Source organism: Halopenitus salinus, assembly GCF_042662125.1.
In the GTDB taxonomy this organism is placed as follows: Archaea; Halobacteriota; Halobacteria; order Halobacteriales; family Haloferacaceae; genus Halopenitus; species Halopenitus salinus.
The window spans coordinates 485,085-501,287 of sequence record NZ_JBHSXL010000009.1 but is presented as its reverse complement, the minus strand read 5'-3'; the positions used below and the strand labels follow the sequence as shown (position 1 = coordinate 501,287).

At 68.1% G+C, this 16,203-nt stretch carries 17 protein-coding genes; 12 read left to right on the top strand and 5 right to left on the bottom strand.

All coding sequences use genetic code 11. The features are described 5' to 3' along the window. Nucleotides 1-43 precede the first annotated feature (43 nt). The 7 genes from ACFQE9_RS11980 to ACFQE9_RS11950 all read left to right on the top strand — a co-directional run bounded on the left by ACFQE9_RS11980 (nt 44) and on the right by ACFQE9_RS11950 (nt 8,987). Nucleotides 44-1,192 carry an MFS transporter gene (locus ACFQE9_RS11980; RefSeq protein WP_379744798.1) on the top strand — a complete coding sequence of 383 codons (1,149 nt, stop codon included), beginning with the start codon at nt 44-46 and terminating at the stop codon, nt 1,190-1,192. A 109-nt stretch (nt 1,193-1,301) separates the two neighbouring features. Next, on the top strand, nt 1,302-2,102 hold the full coding sequence (dph5, locus tag ACFQE9_RS11975) for a diphthine synthase (protein WP_379744795.1): 801 nt from the start codon (nt 1,302-1,304) through the stop codon (nt 2,100-2,102). A 135-nt stretch (nt 2,103-2,237) separates the two neighbouring features. Further along, nucleotides 2,238-3,509 carry a threonine synthase gene (locus ACFQE9_RS11970; protein WP_379744792.1) on the top strand — a complete coding sequence of 424 codons (1,272 nt, stop codon included), beginning with the start codon at nt 2,238-2,240 and terminating at the stop codon, nt 3,507-3,509. A 123-nt stretch (nt 3,510-3,632) separates the two neighbouring features. After that, nucleotides 3,633-6,230 carry a DNA topoisomerase I gene (locus ACFQE9_RS11965; RefSeq protein ID WP_379744789.1) on the top strand — a complete coding sequence of 866 codons (2,598 nt, stop codon included), beginning with the start codon at nt 3,633-3,635 and terminating at the stop codon, nt 6,228-6,230. A gap of 242 nt (nt 6,231-6,472) precedes the next feature. After that, nucleotides 6,473-7,429, top strand: a complete 957-nt coding sequence (locus ACFQE9_RS11960) for a DUF4382 domain-containing protein (protein ID WP_379744786.1) — start codon at nt 6,473-6,475, stop codon at nt 7,427-7,429. 120 nt (nt 7,430-7,549) lie between these two features. Then, nucleotides 7,550-8,254, top strand: a complete 705-nt coding sequence (locus tag ACFQE9_RS11955) for a phosphoglycerol geranylgeranyltransferase (protein WP_379744783.1) — start codon at nt 7,550-7,552, stop codon at nt 8,252-8,254. A 79-nt stretch (nt 8,255-8,333) separates the two neighbouring features. Beyond that, nucleotides 8,334-8,987: a metal-dependent transcriptional regulator gene (locus ACFQE9_RS11950; RefSeq protein ID WP_379744780.1), complete on the top strand. Its 654-nt coding sequence runs from the start codon at nt 8,334-8,336 to the stop codon at nt 8,985-8,987. A gap of 24 nt (nt 8,988-9,011) precedes the next feature. Here ACFQE9_RS11950 and ACFQE9_RS11945 read toward each other — a convergent pair whose 3' ends face one another. Both ACFQE9_RS11945 and btuC read right to left on the bottom strand, forming a co-directional pair. After that, the gene (locus ACFQE9_RS11945) at nt 9,012-10,328 is read right to left on the bottom strand and encodes a heme ABC transporter ATP-binding protein (protein ID WP_379745600.1); all 1,317 of its coding nucleotides are present in this window, start codon (nt 10,326-10,328) and stop codon (nt 9,012-9,014) included. Nucleotides 10,329-10,384: 56 nt separating this feature from the next. Further along, nucleotides 10,385-11,488: a vitamin B12 ABC transporter permease BtuC gene (gene btuC / locus ACFQE9_RS11940; RefSeq protein WP_379744777.1), complete on the bottom strand. Its 1,104-nt coding sequence runs from the start codon at nt 11,486-11,488 to the stop codon at nt 10,385-10,387. A 61-nt stretch (nt 11,489-11,549) separates the two neighbouring features. Here btuC and ACFQE9_RS11935 point away from each other — a divergent pair, with 61 nt between their 5' ends. Next, entirely contained in the window at nt 11,550-12,653 is a 1,104-nt protein-coding gene (locus tag ACFQE9_RS11935; RefSeq protein ID WP_379744774.1) for a PGF-CTERM-anchored ABC transporter substrate-binding protein, read from the top strand. Nucleotides 12,654-12,656: 3 nt separating this feature from the next. Here the strand turns inward: ACFQE9_RS11935 and ACFQE9_RS11930 are convergent, their stop codons facing one another. Beyond that, nucleotides 12,657-13,187, bottom strand: a complete 531-nt coding sequence (locus ACFQE9_RS11930; RefSeq protein ID WP_379744771.1) for a DUF8173 domain-containing protein — start codon at nt 13,185-13,187, stop codon at nt 12,657-12,659. Nucleotides 13,188-13,492: 305 nt separating this feature from the next. On the opposite strand from ACFQE9_RS11930, the gene ACFQE9_RS11925 reads away from it, so the two are divergent. From ACFQE9_RS11925 to ACFQE9_RS11910, 4 genes are all read left to right on the top strand, one after another. Next, a complete protein-coding gene (locus ACFQE9_RS11925; protein ID WP_379744768.1) occupies nt 13,493-13,663 on the top strand; it encodes a hypothetical protein in 171 nt (56 codons plus the stop codon). Nucleotides 13,664-13,867: 204 nt separating this feature from the next. Then, nucleotides 13,868-14,152: a signal recognition particle subunit SRP19 gene (gene srp19 / locus ACFQE9_RS11920; RefSeq protein WP_379744766.1), complete on the top strand. Its 285-nt coding sequence runs from the start codon at nt 13,868-13,870 to the stop codon at nt 14,150-14,152. Next, complete coding sequence (locus ACFQE9_RS11915) at nt 14,149-14,379, top strand: H/ACA ribonucleoprotein complex subunit GAR1 (protein WP_379744763.1); 231 nt, start codon at nt 14,149-14,151, stop codon at nt 14,377-14,379. The genes srp19 and ACFQE9_RS11915 overlap by 4 nt, the downstream gene beginning before the upstream one ends. Then, entirely contained in the window at nt 14,376-15,410 is a 1,035-nt protein-coding gene (locus ACFQE9_RS11910; protein ID WP_379744760.1) for a presenilin family intramembrane aspartyl protease PSH, read from the top strand. Before ACFQE9_RS11915 ends, ACFQE9_RS11910 begins: the two co-directional genes overlap by 4 nt. Nucleotides 15,411-15,489: 79 nt before the next feature. On the opposite strand, the gene ACFQE9_RS11905 is transcribed toward ACFQE9_RS11910, so the two are convergent. Then, on the bottom strand, nt 15,490-15,672 hold the full coding sequence (locus tag ACFQE9_RS11905; protein ID WP_379744757.1) for a hypothetical protein: 183 nt from the start codon (nt 15,670-15,672) through the stop codon (nt 15,490-15,492). A gap of 65 nt (nt 15,673-15,737) precedes the next feature. Beyond that, nucleotides 15,738-16,203 (bottom strand): methylglyoxal synthase (locus ACFQE9_RS11900; RefSeq protein ID WP_379744754.1); only part of this gene is annotated, 466 nt, incomplete at its 5' end.

Genomic DNA, 16,203 nt, shown 5'->3' with positions numbered 1-16,203 from the left:
TCCGACGACGAAGAGCGATTGATCGGGGGGATACTCGGGACGGGTGTTGCTGCTCATCGTGCTCGGTACGACGTCGGCGTTCGTGGGACGGAACATCTTCGGACCGCTGCTCCCGTCGATCATCGAGGATCTCGCCATCACGTCCGCGGAGGCGGGGACCGCGCTGTCGGCGATGTGGGTCGCGATCGCGGTTACCCAGTACCCCGGAGGACGACTGGCCGATCAACTCTCCTACAAGACGGTTCTGATCGGTGCGATGACGCTTCTTACGGCCGGGTTCCTCACGCTCCTGGGGACGTCGACGTACGCCGGATTCGTGGTCGGGCTCGTGGTCATGGGACTCGGTGGCGGCCTGTTCTCGCCGTCCTCGTACGCCCAACTCGCCGCGCTCTTCGAGGAACGCCGCGGGCAGGCCTTCGGCGTCTACACCGCCTCGATCGACATCGGCAGCGCCCTCTCCGGGGCGATCGCCATCGGAGTACTCGCCGTGGCGACCTGGCGGGTTGCCTTCCTGCCGGTCGCCGCGGCGCTCGTCTGTGTCATCGGGGGGATGCATTTCCTTCACCGTGGCCGGTACGAACTCGACGTCTCCGAGGTCACCTTCGAGGTTCGGGGGACGGTCCGTCGGATCCTCGGCGAGCCCCGGATCCGGTGGATCATCGTGGCCTACATCCTGATGGGCCTCGTCTTCCAGGGGGTGCTCGGGTTCCTGCCGGCGTTCCTCCAGTTCGCCAAGGGGTTCTCATCGACGCTCGCCAACAACTTCTTCGTCGCGTTCTTCGTCGTCGGTGCTGCGGTCCGGATCGTCGCCGGAAACCTGGGTGACCGATTTCGCCATCTCACCGTCGCGGCTGGAGCGGCCGCCAGCGGGGCGGTCGGCCTGTCCGTTCTCTACGTTGCCGAATCGACGCCGCTCGTCGCCCTCGGCGCCGCCCTGCTCGCCGCCGGCATCACCGGCTACCCGCCGGTGCTGAACGCCTATTTGATGGACAACTTCCCGGACACGAGCATGGGCGGGGACTACGGCGCGGCGCGGAGCATCCTCATCCTGTTCGGGTCCGCGGGTCCGGTCTACATCGGGTACCTCGCGGAGGGATACGGGTACAACCTGGCCTTCCTGGCGCTTTTCCCCTTCTTCCTCGCGGGAGGGCTCGTCGTACTCTGGATCCGGAGCCGGAACGGACGCCGGTAGGCGGATCACGGCGGAACGAACCGGACGTCCGGTCTGGGCTCGCCATCGTCGCGGCGAGCGACAGCGACGATTTCGGACTCCATAAGCCCCTCCGCGTCCGAGCGTGGGCATGCTCACGTTCATCGGCCTCGGGCTCCACGACGAGCGATCGATCACCGTCGAGGGGCGCGAGGCGCTCCGCGCGTCCGACCGCGCGTTCGCGGAGTTCTACACGAGTCGGCTCGTCGGCGCCGACGTCGCGGACCTCGAGGCGTACCACGAGGTCGAGATCGAGGTCCGCGACCGGGCGGGCGTGGAGCAGGATCCCGACCCGATCCTGAACGCCGCCGAGACCTCGGACGTCGCCTTCCTCACCGCCGGCGACACGATGGTCTCGACCACCCACACGGATCTGCGACTCCGCGCCGAGGAGCGCGGCATCGAGACGCGGGTGATCCACGGCGTCACCGCCCAGTCGGCCGCCTCCGGCGTGACCGGCCTGCAGAACTACCGGTTCGGGAAGGCCGTCACGCTCCCGTTCCCCTACGCCCACGGCGGCGACTCGGTTCCGGAGAGCGTGATCGAGACGATCGAAGCCAACCGCGAACGGGGACTCCACACCATCGTCTATCTGGACATCAAGGTCGGAATGGGCCCGCGCGGGCCGGATCCGGACCACGAGGAGTACATGTCGGCCGACCACGCCGCGGACCTGCTCGCGACCGAGTGGGCGGACGTCCTCGCGGTCGCGGTCGCCCGGGCCGGCAGCCCCGACTCGATCGTCGCCGCCGACCGACTGTCGGCGCTCGCCGAGCGGAACTTCGGCGATCCGCTCCACCTGCTCGTGATCCCCGGCGACCTCCACCACGTCGAGGCCGACGCGCTCGCCGGGCTGGCGGACGCGCCCGCGGAGTTGCTGCCGGAACACTGAGACCACAGAAGCAGCGAGCGGTCGATGGAGCGCGGATCCGTGGAACTGCCGGTTCCGTGGGAACGGCGTGGATCCTCGACGGGGCCCCTCGGCGCGGACGGGAAGCGATTAGTCGCCCCGTCCGGAAGGGCCGGTATGGAGACGACCAACGCCTTCGAGGGACTGACGTGTCGCGGCTGCGGAAGCGACCACGCGCTCGCGGCGTCGGCACGCTGTTCGAACTGCGGCGGACCGCTCGATCCGAGCTACGACCTCGACGCGATCGATCCGGACGCGATCCGTGAGGCCGCGTCGAACGACGCCGATCCGTCGCGTCCACACGATCCGCCGACCGACTCGCGAAAGCCGGGACTGTGGCGATTCGACGCGGTCTTGCCGTTTCCCGCCGAGTCGGCCGTCTCGGCTCGTGAGGGATCGACCCCGCTCGTCGCCGCTGAGCGTCTCGCCGACGAGCTCGACGTCGACGAGGTGTACCTCAAGGACGAGGGGCGAAACCCGACCGGGACGGTCCTCGATCGCGGCCTGTCGGTCGCGATGTCGGCGGTGGCGGGACTCGGGGAGGGGACCGCCGGGACGGACGGGTCCGGTTCGAGCCCGGTCGTCGAACCGCTCGTGTGTGCCTCACCCGGAAACGCCGGTCAGTCGATGGCCGCGTACGCGGGCCGAACGGGGCTTCGATCGTACACGTTCGTTCCCTCGCGGTGCGCCTTCTCGAACAAGGCGATGACGAACGTTCACGGCGGCGAGATGCGCGTCGTGGGCGGGCGCCACCCGGACGCCGTCGCGGCCGTCGACGAACAGCTCGCGACCGACTACACCGACCTCTCGGAGTTCTCCACGCCGTTTCGACACGAGGGCGCGAAGACGGTCTCATACGAGCTCGCCGCCGATCTCGGGTGGGACGCGCCCGACGTGGTCGTGGTCCCGACGGCGAGCGGCGAGGTCCTCGCCGGGATCGCGAAGGGCTTCCGCGAGCTGGAATCCCTCGGGGTTATCGACGAGCGACCCCGGCTGGTCGCGGCTCAGGCCGAGGGGTGTGCTCCGATCGCGGCCGCGATCGAGCGAGGAATCGACGCCCCGGAGCCCTGGGGGACGCCCGATACGATCTGCGGCGAGCTGGAGATCGCGGACCCCGAAGGGGGCGAGTGGGCCGTGGAGGCGGTGCGCGAAAGCGGGGGACGGGGCGTGACCGCGAGCGACGACGAGATTCTCGAGAGCGCGGTGGCGGTCGCCCAACACGAGGTGCTGGAGATGGGAGCTGCCGGCGGTGCGGCCCCGGCCGGCGCGTGGGCGCTCGCCGAGGATGGGTGGTTCGACGGCGACGAGACGGTCGTCCTACTCAACACAGAAAGCGGGGTCAAGACGCCCGACGTGTTGCGAAGCCACCTGATGGGCAAGGGGATCTGAGCGCGGGTTCGACCGCAATATTCGGCCGCGGGTTCGATCCGGGATCCCGTCCGAGTGGCCGGCACGAAAGCGCGAATCCCCGGCACGAAAGGTTTACGCGGAGCAGTTTCCTACCGGACCTCAATGAGTCGCGGCCCCGAGTTGATCATCACCGAAAAGGAGAACGCCGCCAGGCGGATCGCGGACATCCTGAGCGGGGAGTCCGCGGAGTCCGAGCGGATGAACGGCGTCAACGTCTACAAGTGGGGCGGAAAGCGGTGTATCGGCCTGTCGGGCCACGTCGTCGAGGTCGACTTTCCGCCGGAGTACGACGACTGGCGCGACGTCGAGCCGGTCGAACTCATCGACGCGCCGGTGAGCAAGGACCCGACGCGGGAGAACATCGTCGCGGCCCTCCGCCGGCTCGCGAGGAACGCCTCGCGGGTCACCATCGCGACCGACTACGACCGGGAGGGCGAGCTGATCGGCAAGGAGGCCTACGAGCTGGTCCGCGAGGTGAACGAGGACGTCCCGGTCGACCGCGTCCGGTTCTCGTCGATCACCGAAAACGAGGTGAAGAACGCCTTCGCCGAGCCCGACGAGATCGACTTCGACCTGGCGGCCGCGGGCGAGGCCCGCCAGGTGATCGACCTGATGTGGGGGGCGGCGCTCACGCGGTTCCTCTCGCTTTCGGCCGGCCAGCTCGGCGACGACTTCATCTCGGTGGGACGGGTGCAGGGCCCGACGCTCAAACTCATCGTCGATCGCGAACGAGAGATCCGGGCGTTCGACCCCGAGTCCTACTGGGAGCTGTTCGCGGACCTCGAGAAGGAGGACGCGGACGCCTTCGAGGCCCAGTACTTCCTGCTCGACGCCGACGGAAACGAGGCCGAGCGCGTCTGGGACGGCGACGTCGCCGAGACGCTCTCCGAGGCCCTTCAGGCCGCCGGCGGGGCGACCGTCGACGACGTCCGCCGTCGAACCCGAAGCGACGAGCCGCCAGCGCCGTTCAACACGACCCAGTTCATCCGCGCGGCCGGGTCGCTCGGCTACTCCGCCCAGCGCGCGATGTCGATCGCCGAGGACCTCTACACCGCCGGCTACATCACCTATCCGCGGACCGACAACACGGTGTACCCGGAGGACCTCGACCCCCGTGAGCTGCTCGAGGCGTTCCTCGAGAGCGGGTTCTCCGAGGAGGCGTCCTCGCTGCTCGAACGGGAGACGATCGAGGCGACTGAGGGCGACGAGGAGACCACGGACCACCCGCCCATCCACCCGACCGGCGAGCTGCCCTCGCGGTCGGACCTCTCGGACGACGAGTGGGAGGTCTACGAGCTCGTCGTGCGGCGCTTCTTCGCGACGTGCGCACCGGCGGCGACCTGGGAGCACCTCCGGGTCCTCGCGCTCGCGAACGGCGAGGCGACGACGATCGCCTCCCGGGCCGACGCTCGGGCCGCGCTCCGCGACCCCGAGGCGGCCGTGGACGGCGCGGAGCCGACGCTCGCGGCCGACGGCGGCCTCCGGCTGAAGGCGAACGGCAAGCGGCTCCTCGAGGCCGGCTACCACGAGGTCTACCCCTACGGCTCCGCGAGCGAGACGATCGTCCCCGACGTCGAGGAGGGCGAGACGCTCGCGCTCTCCGAACGTCGCGTCGAGGCCAAGGAGACGCAGCCGCCGCGGCGGTACGGCCAGTCCCGGCTGATCGAGGAGATGGAGTCGCGCGGGCTGGGGACGAAGGCGACGCGACACAACGCCCTCGAGAAGCTCTACGACCGCGACTACATCGAGAACGACCCGCCGCGGCCGACGCGGCTCGCGGAGGCGGTCGTCGAGGCCGCAGAGGAGTTCGCCGACCGGATCGTCTCCGAGGAGATGACCGCACAGCTCGAACGGGACATGCAGTCCATCGCGGCCGGCGAGGCGGATTACGACGAGGTCACCGCCGAATCGCGGGAGCTGCTGGAGGCGGTCTTCGAGGAACTGGCCGACTCCCGCGAGGATATCGGCGATCACCTACGGAAGTCGCTGAAGGCCGACCGGACGATCGGCCCCTGTCCCGAGTGCGGCTCGGATCTCCTCGTCCGGAAGTCGCGGTACGGCTCCCACTTCGTCGGCTGTGACGGCTATCCCGACTGCGAGTACACGTTGCCGCTTCCCTCGACCGGCAAGCCGATCGTCCTCGAGGAGACCTGCGAGGACCACGGCCTCCACCACGTCAAGATGCTCGCGGGACGCAAGACGTTCGTTCACGGCTGTCCGCAGTGTAAGGCCGACGAGGCCGACGCCACCGAGGACACGATCATCGGCGAGTGTCCCGCGTGTGGCGACGACCACGGCGGCGAGCTCGCGATCAAACACCTGCGGTCGGGATCGCGGCTCGTCGGCTGTACGCGCTATCCCGACTGCGACTACTCGCTACCGCTGCCCCGCCGCGGCGAGATCGAGGTGACGGAGGAGACCTGCGAGGAACACGACCTGCCGCACCTCCGGGTCCACTCCGGTGACGAGCCCTGGGAGCTCGGCTGTCCCATCTGCAACTACCGCGAGTACGAGGCCCGACAGAACGGCTCGGAACTCGAGACGCTCGAGGGGATCGGCGAACGCACTGCGGAGAAGCTCGCCGACGCCGGCGTCGACGGCGTCACCGACCTCAAGGAGGCCGACCCGGACGACCTGGCCGACCGGGTCGAGGGTGTCGGGCCGGATACGGTCCGTGATTGGCAGGCGAACGCGGATTGATCGACGTCCATCGACGGATGGATCCACGTCCATCGACTGACTGATCGACGTCCATCGATACACTTCGGAGGCGGGCGCGCGTTCGACCGGCCACGGCTACGGCCCGGATCCCGATCCCCGTGTTTCCGACTTGGATCCGGAGAATCGAATGACTGCGGTGCGGTAAATCCGAATTAAACCCGTTAAATTCGTCTGAAGTACCGTTCGAATATATCCACTCGGCGTCCCTAGTGGAGGACGCCATGAACCGAGACGACCTGTCCTTCGATCGATCGAACGACGACGAATCGCCCATCCATCTGAACCGACGACGCGTGCTCACGCTCGGGGCGGGAGTGGGAACGACACTTCTCGCCGGTTGTTCGGGCGTACCGAGCGGTCCCGGATCCGACGGATCGGAGCCGTCCGGATCGAACTTCCGACTGTTGGTGAGCGACATGCCCGCCGACATCGGTGATTTCGATCGCCTCGACGTCACCTTCGACAGCGCTCGGGTGTTCGAGGGCGAAGGCGAGGAATCCGAGGAGGAGGCCGACTCGACCGACTCGGAAAACGGGTCGGACACGGAGAATCGGACGGGCACGGACGACGGTGCCGACGACGGGACGGACGAACCCGATGAAACGGACGAATCAGACGAAACGGACGAATCAGACGGGGGGCCCGATTCGGGATCCGACGCTCGGGTCGAACGGCGCGAGGGGTTCTCCGTCATCGATCTCGACGGCGCGACCGTCGATCTGACGCAAGTGATCGAGAACGACGCGATGCCGGTCTTCGAGGGTGAACTGTCGGAGGGGAGCTACCGAAAGATCGAGCTCCACGCCTCCGATATCGAGGGGATCGTCGACGGCGATCAGGTGGAGGTGATGATTCCAAGCGGGAAGTTGCAGATCACGAAGCCGTTCGAGGTCCGGTCGGGAGAGACGACGAGCTTCGTCTTCGACATCAACGTGGTCAAACGTGGGAATCAGGCGAGCTACAACCTCCAACCCGTGATATCGGAGAGCGGGGTCGCGGGAACCGACGTCGACGTCGATGAGGTCGAACCCGAGCAGTCGAGGGACGAAGGCGATGAGGATGCCGACACGGATGAGGGGGGCTCCGACGACGATGAAACGTCTACGGGAGACGATGAACCGTCCTCGGGAACCGAGCGCGCTGACGACGAGACGACCGAGTCGACTCCCTCGTCCTGACCTCCCGACGCTGGCGTCCGTTTTCGCCTTCGCGACGTTCGCCTCGGATCCGGTGGCGATTCGGGCGTCCCGCACGATCCATCGCTTGCTTTTTACACCCTGCCGGTGTGGCTCCGTGTAATGACGAACCCGTGGGAGGAGTGGGATCACCTCCTCAAAGTCGATCCCGACAAGGAGCTGTACGGGAACGAGACGTTCGAGGACGTCGTTCGGACCGGGACCGACGCGATCGAGATCGGCGGCACGCTCGGCGTGACCGAGGAGAAGATGCAACGCGTGATCGAGGCGTGTGCCGCACACGACGTCCCGATCTACCAGGAGCCGTCGAACCCCTCCGTCGTCATCGACTCGCCGGAGCTCGACGGCTACCTCATCCCGACGGTGTTCAACGCCGAAGATCCCTTCTGGATCGTCGGCGCCCACAAGGAGTGGGTCCGCATCGAGGACGGTCTCGACTGGGACCGAACCCACACCGAGGCCTACATCGTGTTGAACCCGGAGGCCTCCGTCGCGGAGTACACGAACGCCGACTGCGACCAGTCGCCAGAGGACGTCGCGGCCTACGCGAGCGTCGCCGAACGTCTGTTCGGACAGGACGTCGTCTACGTCGAGTACTCGGGGACCTTCGGCGACCCCGAGACGGTCGCGGCCGCCGGGGACGCCCTCGAGGAGGCCACGCTGTTTTACGGCGGCGGGATACACGACTACGAAACCGCCCGGGAGATGGGAACCCACGCCGACGTCGTCGTCGTCGGGGACCTCCTCCACGACGAGGGCTGTGCGGCCGTCCGCGAGACCGTTGAGGGCGCGAAGGACGCGAACTGACGGATCTGTATCCGGTCCCTCACGTAGAGTCGGATCCGATCCCGCACGTATTTCCGCCACCCCGACCAACACGTCGATGATGCTCAGCGACGTCATGGAGGACTACCTCAAGGCCATCTACGTCCTCCAGACGCGGGACGGTCCGCCGGTGTCGACCTCCGACATCGCCGAGGAGGTCGAAAAGACGTCGCCGACGGTCACGGACATGCTCTCCAAGCTGGCCGACCGCGGGCTCGTCGACCGCGAGCCGTACACGGGCGTCGAGTTGACTCCCGAGGGCGAGGCGGTCGCCCTCGAGGTCATCCGCCACCACCGGCTGCTCGAGGCCTACCTGGCCGAACACCTCGATTACGACTGGAGCGAGGTCCACGACGAGGCGGACCGCCTCGAACACCACATCTCCGAGGAGTTCGAGCGGCGCGTCGCCGCCGCGCTCGACGATCCGGAGGTCGACCCCCACGGCGACCCGATCCCCGGCGCGGACCTCGAGCCGGTCGACGACGACTCCGTCGGGCTCGCGAAGTGTTCACCCGGCGATCGCGTGACGGTCACGCGCGTCTCCGACCGCGACGACGAGGAACTGGCCTACCTCGACGAGGCCGGAGTGACCCCCGGAACGGAGATGGAGATCACCGACGTGGCCCCCTTCGGGATGATCACCGTCCGGACGCCGGCGGGCGAACAGAGCCTCCCCGAGGCGGTCGCGAACTCGATCCGCGTTCGCCCGGCGTGAGGCCACCTCCCCGGGCGTCCTCCTTCACCGACCGCTGCGAGTTCGATCGATCATCGTCTCCAGCCTCGCGATCACGTCCGCCGCGTCGTCGAGCGCGGCAGTTCCAGCGGTTCCGGCTGTTTCCGTGGTTCCGTCCGTTCCCCCGGTTTCGGCAGCCGCCTCGGTCGTGGGGGCTTCCACTCCCTCGACCGCCGATCGGCCGACAACGAGGCGTTTCGTTTCGGGCACCGACTCGACGACGGAGCGGTTTCCCGTCGCCGGAAGCCCGACGACGACGAGCGCGTCGGCCTCGGCAGCGCGATCGCGTGCGGCGCCGGCGGCCTCGTCGTTGATCTCCGAAAACGCGGGCACGAGGATCGGGTCGGCTCCGACCTCGCGGGCGGCCTCGGCGGCCGCGTCGCCCGCGGGGACGACCCCGACGCTCGCCTCGAATCCCTCCCGTGCGATCGCGCGCACGACCGTCGCGGCCCTGGATCCGGTCCCGACGACGTGGACGTGCGGGGGTGTCTCGTCCTCCCGAGGTTCTCCGTCGTCCGGGAGCGCGGTGACGAGCGGCGCCGCCGTCCCCGGTCGATCGGTGACGAGCGTTCGGGCGTCGAAGGCGTCCCGTAGCGTCGAGGCAGTGAGCACCTGCCGGGGCGGTCCGGCGGCACGAATCGATCCGTCGGAGAGCAGCGCGAGCTCGTCGCAGTAGCGCGCGGCGAGGTTGAGGTCGTGGATCGCGGCCACGACCGTCTTGCCGTCCGCGACCAGCTCGCGGACCAGTTCGAGGGTCCGAACCGCGTGGTTGATGTCGAGGCTCCCGGTTGGCTCGTCGAGGAGGAGGACGGACGTCTCCTGGGCGAGCGCGCGGGCGAGCAGCACGCGCTGGCGCTCGCCTCCCGAAACCGACTCGATCGATCGTTCTCGAAATCGAGAGACGTCGGTTCGATCCATCGCCCGCTCGATCGCCTCGCGATCGTCGGAACCGATCGAATCGAACCGCGAGAGGTGGGGCGTCCGACCCATCTCGACCACCTGCTCGACGCCGAAGGAGAAGGGGAGCGAGGTCTCCTGGGGCACCGATGCGACCCGCCGGCCGATCGCGCTCGCGGAGAGCGTGGCAACGTCGTCGCCGCCGAGCGTCACCGTTCCGCGGTCCGGCGCCAGCGTCCCGCGAAGCGTCCGCAAGAGCGTGGTCTTTCCGGCCCCGTTCGGGCCGACGAGCCCGAGGAACGTCCCGCGGTCCACCGAGAGGGACACCCCCGAAAGCACCGTGAGATCGCCGAACGAGACGGTCAGATCGCGAACGCGGATCGCCGGAGGCGAGTCCTCGACGGCGTCGTCGACGTCGGAGTCCACGTTTCGTGATTCGCCCGCGGCGTCGCCCGACTCGCCCGTGGTCTCCTCGGGCCCGCTCACAGATCGTGCACCTCCCGGCGCCGAAGCAGAAACAGGAAGAACGGCGCGCCGACGGCCGCGGTGACCACTCCGACCGGCAGCTCCGCGCTGGCGAGTCGGGCGGCCGTATCGGCGATCACCAGGAACGACGCGCCGGCGAGCGCCGCAGTGGGAAGCAGGATCCGGTGGTCCGGTCCGACGACGAGGCGAAGCATGTGGGGGACGATCAGGCCGACGAAGCCGATCACGCCGGTGACCGCCACGCCCGCGGCGGTGATGAGCGAGGAGACGCCGAGCAGGACGCGCTTCGTCCGCTCGACCTCGATCCCGAGCCCCCGCGCTTCCTCCTCGCCGAGAAGCAGGACGTTCAGATCGCGCGCGTAGGCCAAAAGCACCGCGAACAGGACGGGAACGACGAGAAGCGTCACGTGTACCTCCGCCCAGTTCGCGCCCGCGAGGTGGCCCATCAGCCAGCCGACGACCTCGCGCAGGCTCTCTTCGGCCCGCAACTGGAGGTAGGAGATGACGGCGCCGAGAAACGTCTGGACGGCCACGCCGGCCAAAAGCAGGGTCGAAACCGGCGTCCGTCCGTTCCTCGTTGCGATCGCGTACACGCCGAAGGCAGCGACGAGGGCGCCGAGAAAGGCCATCCCCTGAAGGCCGAGCCATCGGAGCCACGTCGGAAACGCGAGCGGCGCCACGATGAACGCGACCGCGCCGACCGCGGCGCCCGAGGAGACGCCGATGATCGATGGATCGGCCATGGGGTTCCGGAAGAACCCCTGCATCACGGTGCCGGCGGCCGCGAGCGCGAACCCGACGATCGCCGCGAGCAGGATCCGCGGCAGCCGGATCGCGACGACGATCTGTCGGTGGAGGTCCGAGACCGGATAGGAGAAGGGCGAGACGTACCGCAGCTCGACGGCCGGGACGAAGAGCGGGCCGGGCATCGACCGCAGTCCGAACTCCGCGCCGACCGGAACGACGAGCGCGTCCAAAAGCACCTTCGCGACCGCCGTCGGGGGGACCCGAACCGGGCCGAGCGCCGCGCTCGCGGCCACGACGGCCGCCAGGAGCGTCGTCAGGCCCAGACACCACGTCGCGGTTCGGGTCCGTCGCACGGTGTCACAAACCGGCTTGCAGTAGCTAAATATTTATTGGACTGACGGTGAGGAAGGGATGATGCGAACACGAACCGCGGTGACCGTGGTCCTCGTCGCGACGTTGCTCCTCCCCGCGGCGGCCGCGCCGGTCGCCGCCGCGGAGTCAGGAGCGAGCGATTGTGCGTTCCCGGTCGAACTCACCGACGCCTCGGGCGAGACGCTTCGCCTCGAGGAGCGCCCAGAGCGCGTGACGACGACGAATCCCTCGGCCGCCCAGACCATGTGGGAGATCGGCGGGCGCTCGCAGGTCGTCGGCGTGACGCGGTACGCCTCCTACCTCGAGGGTGCGGACGAGCGGACCCCCGTCTCCTCGGAGTTCGGGGTGAGCATCGAGGAGGTCGCCGGCACCGAGCCCGACCTCGTGTTGGTCCCGAACTCGACCGACACGGAACAGCTGGCGGGGATGCGCGATGCCGGCCTCCCCGTCTTCCACCTCCCGCGTGCACACTCGATCGAGGACGTCGCGGCGAAGACGACGACGATCGGCAGGCTCACCGGCAACTGCGAGGGGGCCGCCGAGACGAACGCCTGGATGAACGAGAGCGTGGAGACGGCCCGGGTCTCGGTCGACGACGACGACGAGCGACCCACCATCCTCTATCCGCTCGGCAGCGGCTACGTCGCCGCCGGCGACACCTTCATCGACGAGATGCTGACCACGGCCGGCGCCAGAAACGTCGCGGCCGAGAACCACACAGGCTACCCCCAGTTGAGCGCGGAGGTCGTCTTAGAGATGGACCCGGAGTACATCCTCATCACGGACCGGGACTCGGATATTCACGCCGAGGAACCCTACGCGAGCACCACCGCGGGTCGCGAGAACAACACGATCTACGTCCCCGTCCAGTGGGTCAACCAGCCCGCGCCGCGAAGCGTGGTCTACACGGTGGAGAACGTCTCCGAGCAGCTGCGAGCGGATTCGGCTCCGAGTTCGGGGTCGACCGTCGAGGCGACTCCGGACGGAACGACCTCGGATACGGCAACCGAGGGAGGAACCTCGGCGCCGGCAACCGAGGAGGGGACCTCGGATCCGACCACGGACGACACACCCGGGTTCGGGATCGCCATCGCGGCGGTCGCGATCGTCGCGACGGCGCTGTTCTCGCGGCGGCTCGATCGGTGACGGCTACCGAGTGAGATCGAGGTACGCAGCCCCGATCCCGAAGCTACTGAGAACCAGTCCGACGACCGCACCGAGGATCGGGACGGCACCGACGATCGCGGACACGCCCATCGCGACGAGCAATGCGGGACCCCACTCGTCGGTGACGGCCCTGCCGGCGGCGAGATATCCGAGCTCGCTCGCGACGATCGTAGCCAGGATCAACGGGATCGCGAGAACGATCCCGAAGACGGTGATGAACAACACGACCATGCCGATCACCAGCACAATGCCGATCCCGAGCCCGTAGAGGACGGTTTCTCCCGGATCGTCGAGGATCCGTCCCGTGGTTCGATCGACGTAGTCGGGCGCGAACGCGAGCAGTCCGCCGCCGATGACCACGGTGAGGAGCACGGATCCGAGGACGCTCCCGATGAGCGACACGTTCGCTCCCGGTTGTGGCGCTCCCGGCTGTGTCACCTGGGCGAGTTCGGGGACGAGGACGGTCGAAAGTGACGGTTCGAACGCGAGGGTCGCAGCGAGCGGAGGGTTCATGCACGACGGTATCCCGCGACCGTTTAAGGTTTTTGGAAGGGTCAAACTCCTGTCGTCGTCTCGCGAGCGATCGTTCCGTGAATGGATCCGCGATCGTTGACCGTTCGAACGACGTCTTCGATCGAACGGCTCCGATCGAAGGCCGGAGATCACGAGTAGGGCGAGTGACGGGTCGTCACTCCCACGGAATCCGGTCGTGGAACCGTCTCACGTCAGAGAGCGAGGAGAGCGCCGTCACCGCCTCGCACCACCTTGCGGACAACTTTTAATTGCGATCACGCGAGTCTGTCGCACGGGGGACAAGTATGAACGAGCGAACGGCCAAGATCGTCAGGATCGTGGGACTCATCGTGTTCATCGCCACCGTGACCGGGGCGTTTCCGCTGGGGTTGATCGGGATCCTCATCGGGGTCTACCTGATCGCCTTCGATCGGATCAACCCGTATCTCTCCCGGATCGCTGATGCGGTACGCTGAGCGACGTCGATACTCCCTACGCTGAACGGCGGGCAGGGCGCCGACCGGGAGCCGGTGCAATGGGGGGCCGGTGCAATTGGGCGGCGGCGTGATCGGCGACCGCCGCGCCGGTCCCGCGAGCACGTCCCACGACGTCTCGAGAGCGACGTCGGGGGCGCTCCCGCCAGTCGAAACGACCTTACGGCCCGGGGACGGCGGATCGGTATGGTCGAGAACGTCATCTATCCCGCCTATCTCGACGCCGATCTGTCTCGGTCAGCGGGTCGGCGCGTCGCGGGCGATCAGGCGCTTCCGGATCCGACCGTCGACGAGATCGCCGAGGCGGTCCAGCAGGTCGGCTACGACGCCGTGATCGAACGGGACGCGAGCTACTCCCGCGAACACGAAGCACGTGGGCGCGTCCTCGTGCGAGGCACGGAGGACACGACGAAGAACGACCTCGTGCAGGCCGTCGCTGCCTACGTCGGCCTCCTCAGGGACGACTCGTGAAACGCGTCGGCGACGTCGTGCGAACGGCACAGGGGCTCGCGATCGCTCGCGGATCGACGGGCGAGGATCCGCCCGGGATCGGCGAGACGGTCGTGGACGAGTCGCTCTCGACCGTGGGCCGCGTGGTCGACGTGTTCGGCCCGGTCGACCGCCCCTACGTCGCGGTGACGCCGAACGACGGGGTCACGCTGGCCGACCTCCTCGGGGGCAAGCTCTACGCGCGATGATCCCCCGCGAGTACCGCGGCGTCGCGTTCGCCGCCGCCCTCTTCTTGATCGTCCAGCTCGGGGCGCTCGCGCTCGTCCCGGAGTTCGTCGAGAGCGGCTACCAGCCGGTCGAGGACCCCCAGGACCCGACGAACAGCCTCGCGTACTTCGCCGCCATCCTGGTCGCGACCGGGTTCATGCTCGCCGCGTTCCGCTACGATCTGGACCGAGCGGTCCGGTACGTGATCGTCGGGACGGCCGGGCTGTTGGCGTGGTACGTCTTCTCCGCGCTCTTCGATCCGGTCCTCGCCGTCGTTCCCTCCGCGGCCGTGTCGATCGCGCTCCTCGTGTACCCGGAGTGGTACGTGATCGACGCCGCGGGCGTGCTGATGGGGGCCGGCGCGGCCGGCCTGTTCGGCATCTCCTTCGGGATCCTCCCGGCGCTCGTGTTGTTGGGCTTCCTCGCGGTCTACGATGCGATCTCCGTCTACGGGACCGAGCACATGCTCTCGCTCGCCGAGGGAGTCATGGACCTTCGGATCCCGGTCGTTCTCGTGATCCCGCTCTCGCTCTCCTACTCGTTCCTCGCGGAGGCGGACGAGGACGGTGACGGGAGTGAGGACGGCGACGGAAGTGAGGACGGAGTCGACAACGGGGACGAAAGCGGTGCCGCCGACGTCGACGGCTCGAACGACGTCGACGGAAGCGCCGCGGACGAAGGCGACGGAGACCACGAAAACGACGACGAGCGCGATGCGTTCTTCATCGGCCTCGGCGACGCCGTCATTCCGACCGTGCTGGTCGCGAGCGCGGCGACCTTCTCGCCGGCGCCCGATCTCGGGGTTCCGATCGTCGGGCTCAACCTCCCGGCGCTCCTCGCGATGGTCGGGATCTTCGCCGGGCTGTTCGTGTTGCTCCGATGGGTGATGCGCGGGCGCGCACACGCCGGCCTGCCGCTTTTGAACGGCGGCGCGATCGGCGGGTACGTCCTCGGCTCGCTCGTCGCCGGCGTTCCGATCCTCGAGGCGCTCGGCATCTCGGGATTCCTCTGAGTAGGATCCCCGTGACCGCGGATCCCTCCGACCGTGAACTCCTCCTCCCGTGAAGCCGTTTTGATGGCTCGACCGCCCATCACTCCTGGGACTCGAGCCAGACGACGAACCGATCGAACCCGACGAAGACGACGAGGAAGGCGATCACGAACGCGATCCACTCGAAGATCGCGAACCGGCCGGCGAAGGCCAGGACGGTGGTGACGTACGCGATGGTCGCGGCGATGAACCCCGACACGTAGAGTCTGGTTCGGTCGTCCATGCGGGCACATCGACGGTGGTGCCCATAGTGATGGTGGTCGCGGCGTTGCGATTCGATCGCTCGAGCTACTCGACGGCGGCGTCGAGTCCACAAAGGAGGGCCGTCGCGCTCGATCGGTTGGTCGCGAGCGGGACGTCTCGAACGTCACAGATCCGGAGCAGCGCCGTGATGTCCGGCTCGTGGGGCTGTGCGGTCATCGGATCGCGAAAGAAGAAGACGGCGTCGCAGGCGTCGTTGGCGACCGCCGAACCGATCATCAGATCGCCCCCGAGCGGCCCGGACTCGAGCGGCGTCACTTCGAGATCCGTCTCGTCGTTCAGGCGGCCGCCCGTTGTTCCTGTCGCGATGAGGTCGTGTTCGGCGAGGATCTCCTCGTGTTCGTTCGCGAACGCGATCATCTCGGGCTTCTCGTCGTCGTGTGCGATGAGTGCGATCCGCATCCCGCCTCGACGGTTCTCGCGGAGCGACATCGAGGTTTCGGCTCGAGTGCCGTTCGAAACCGCCGGAGCCGTCACTCCCGATCGGTCTCCG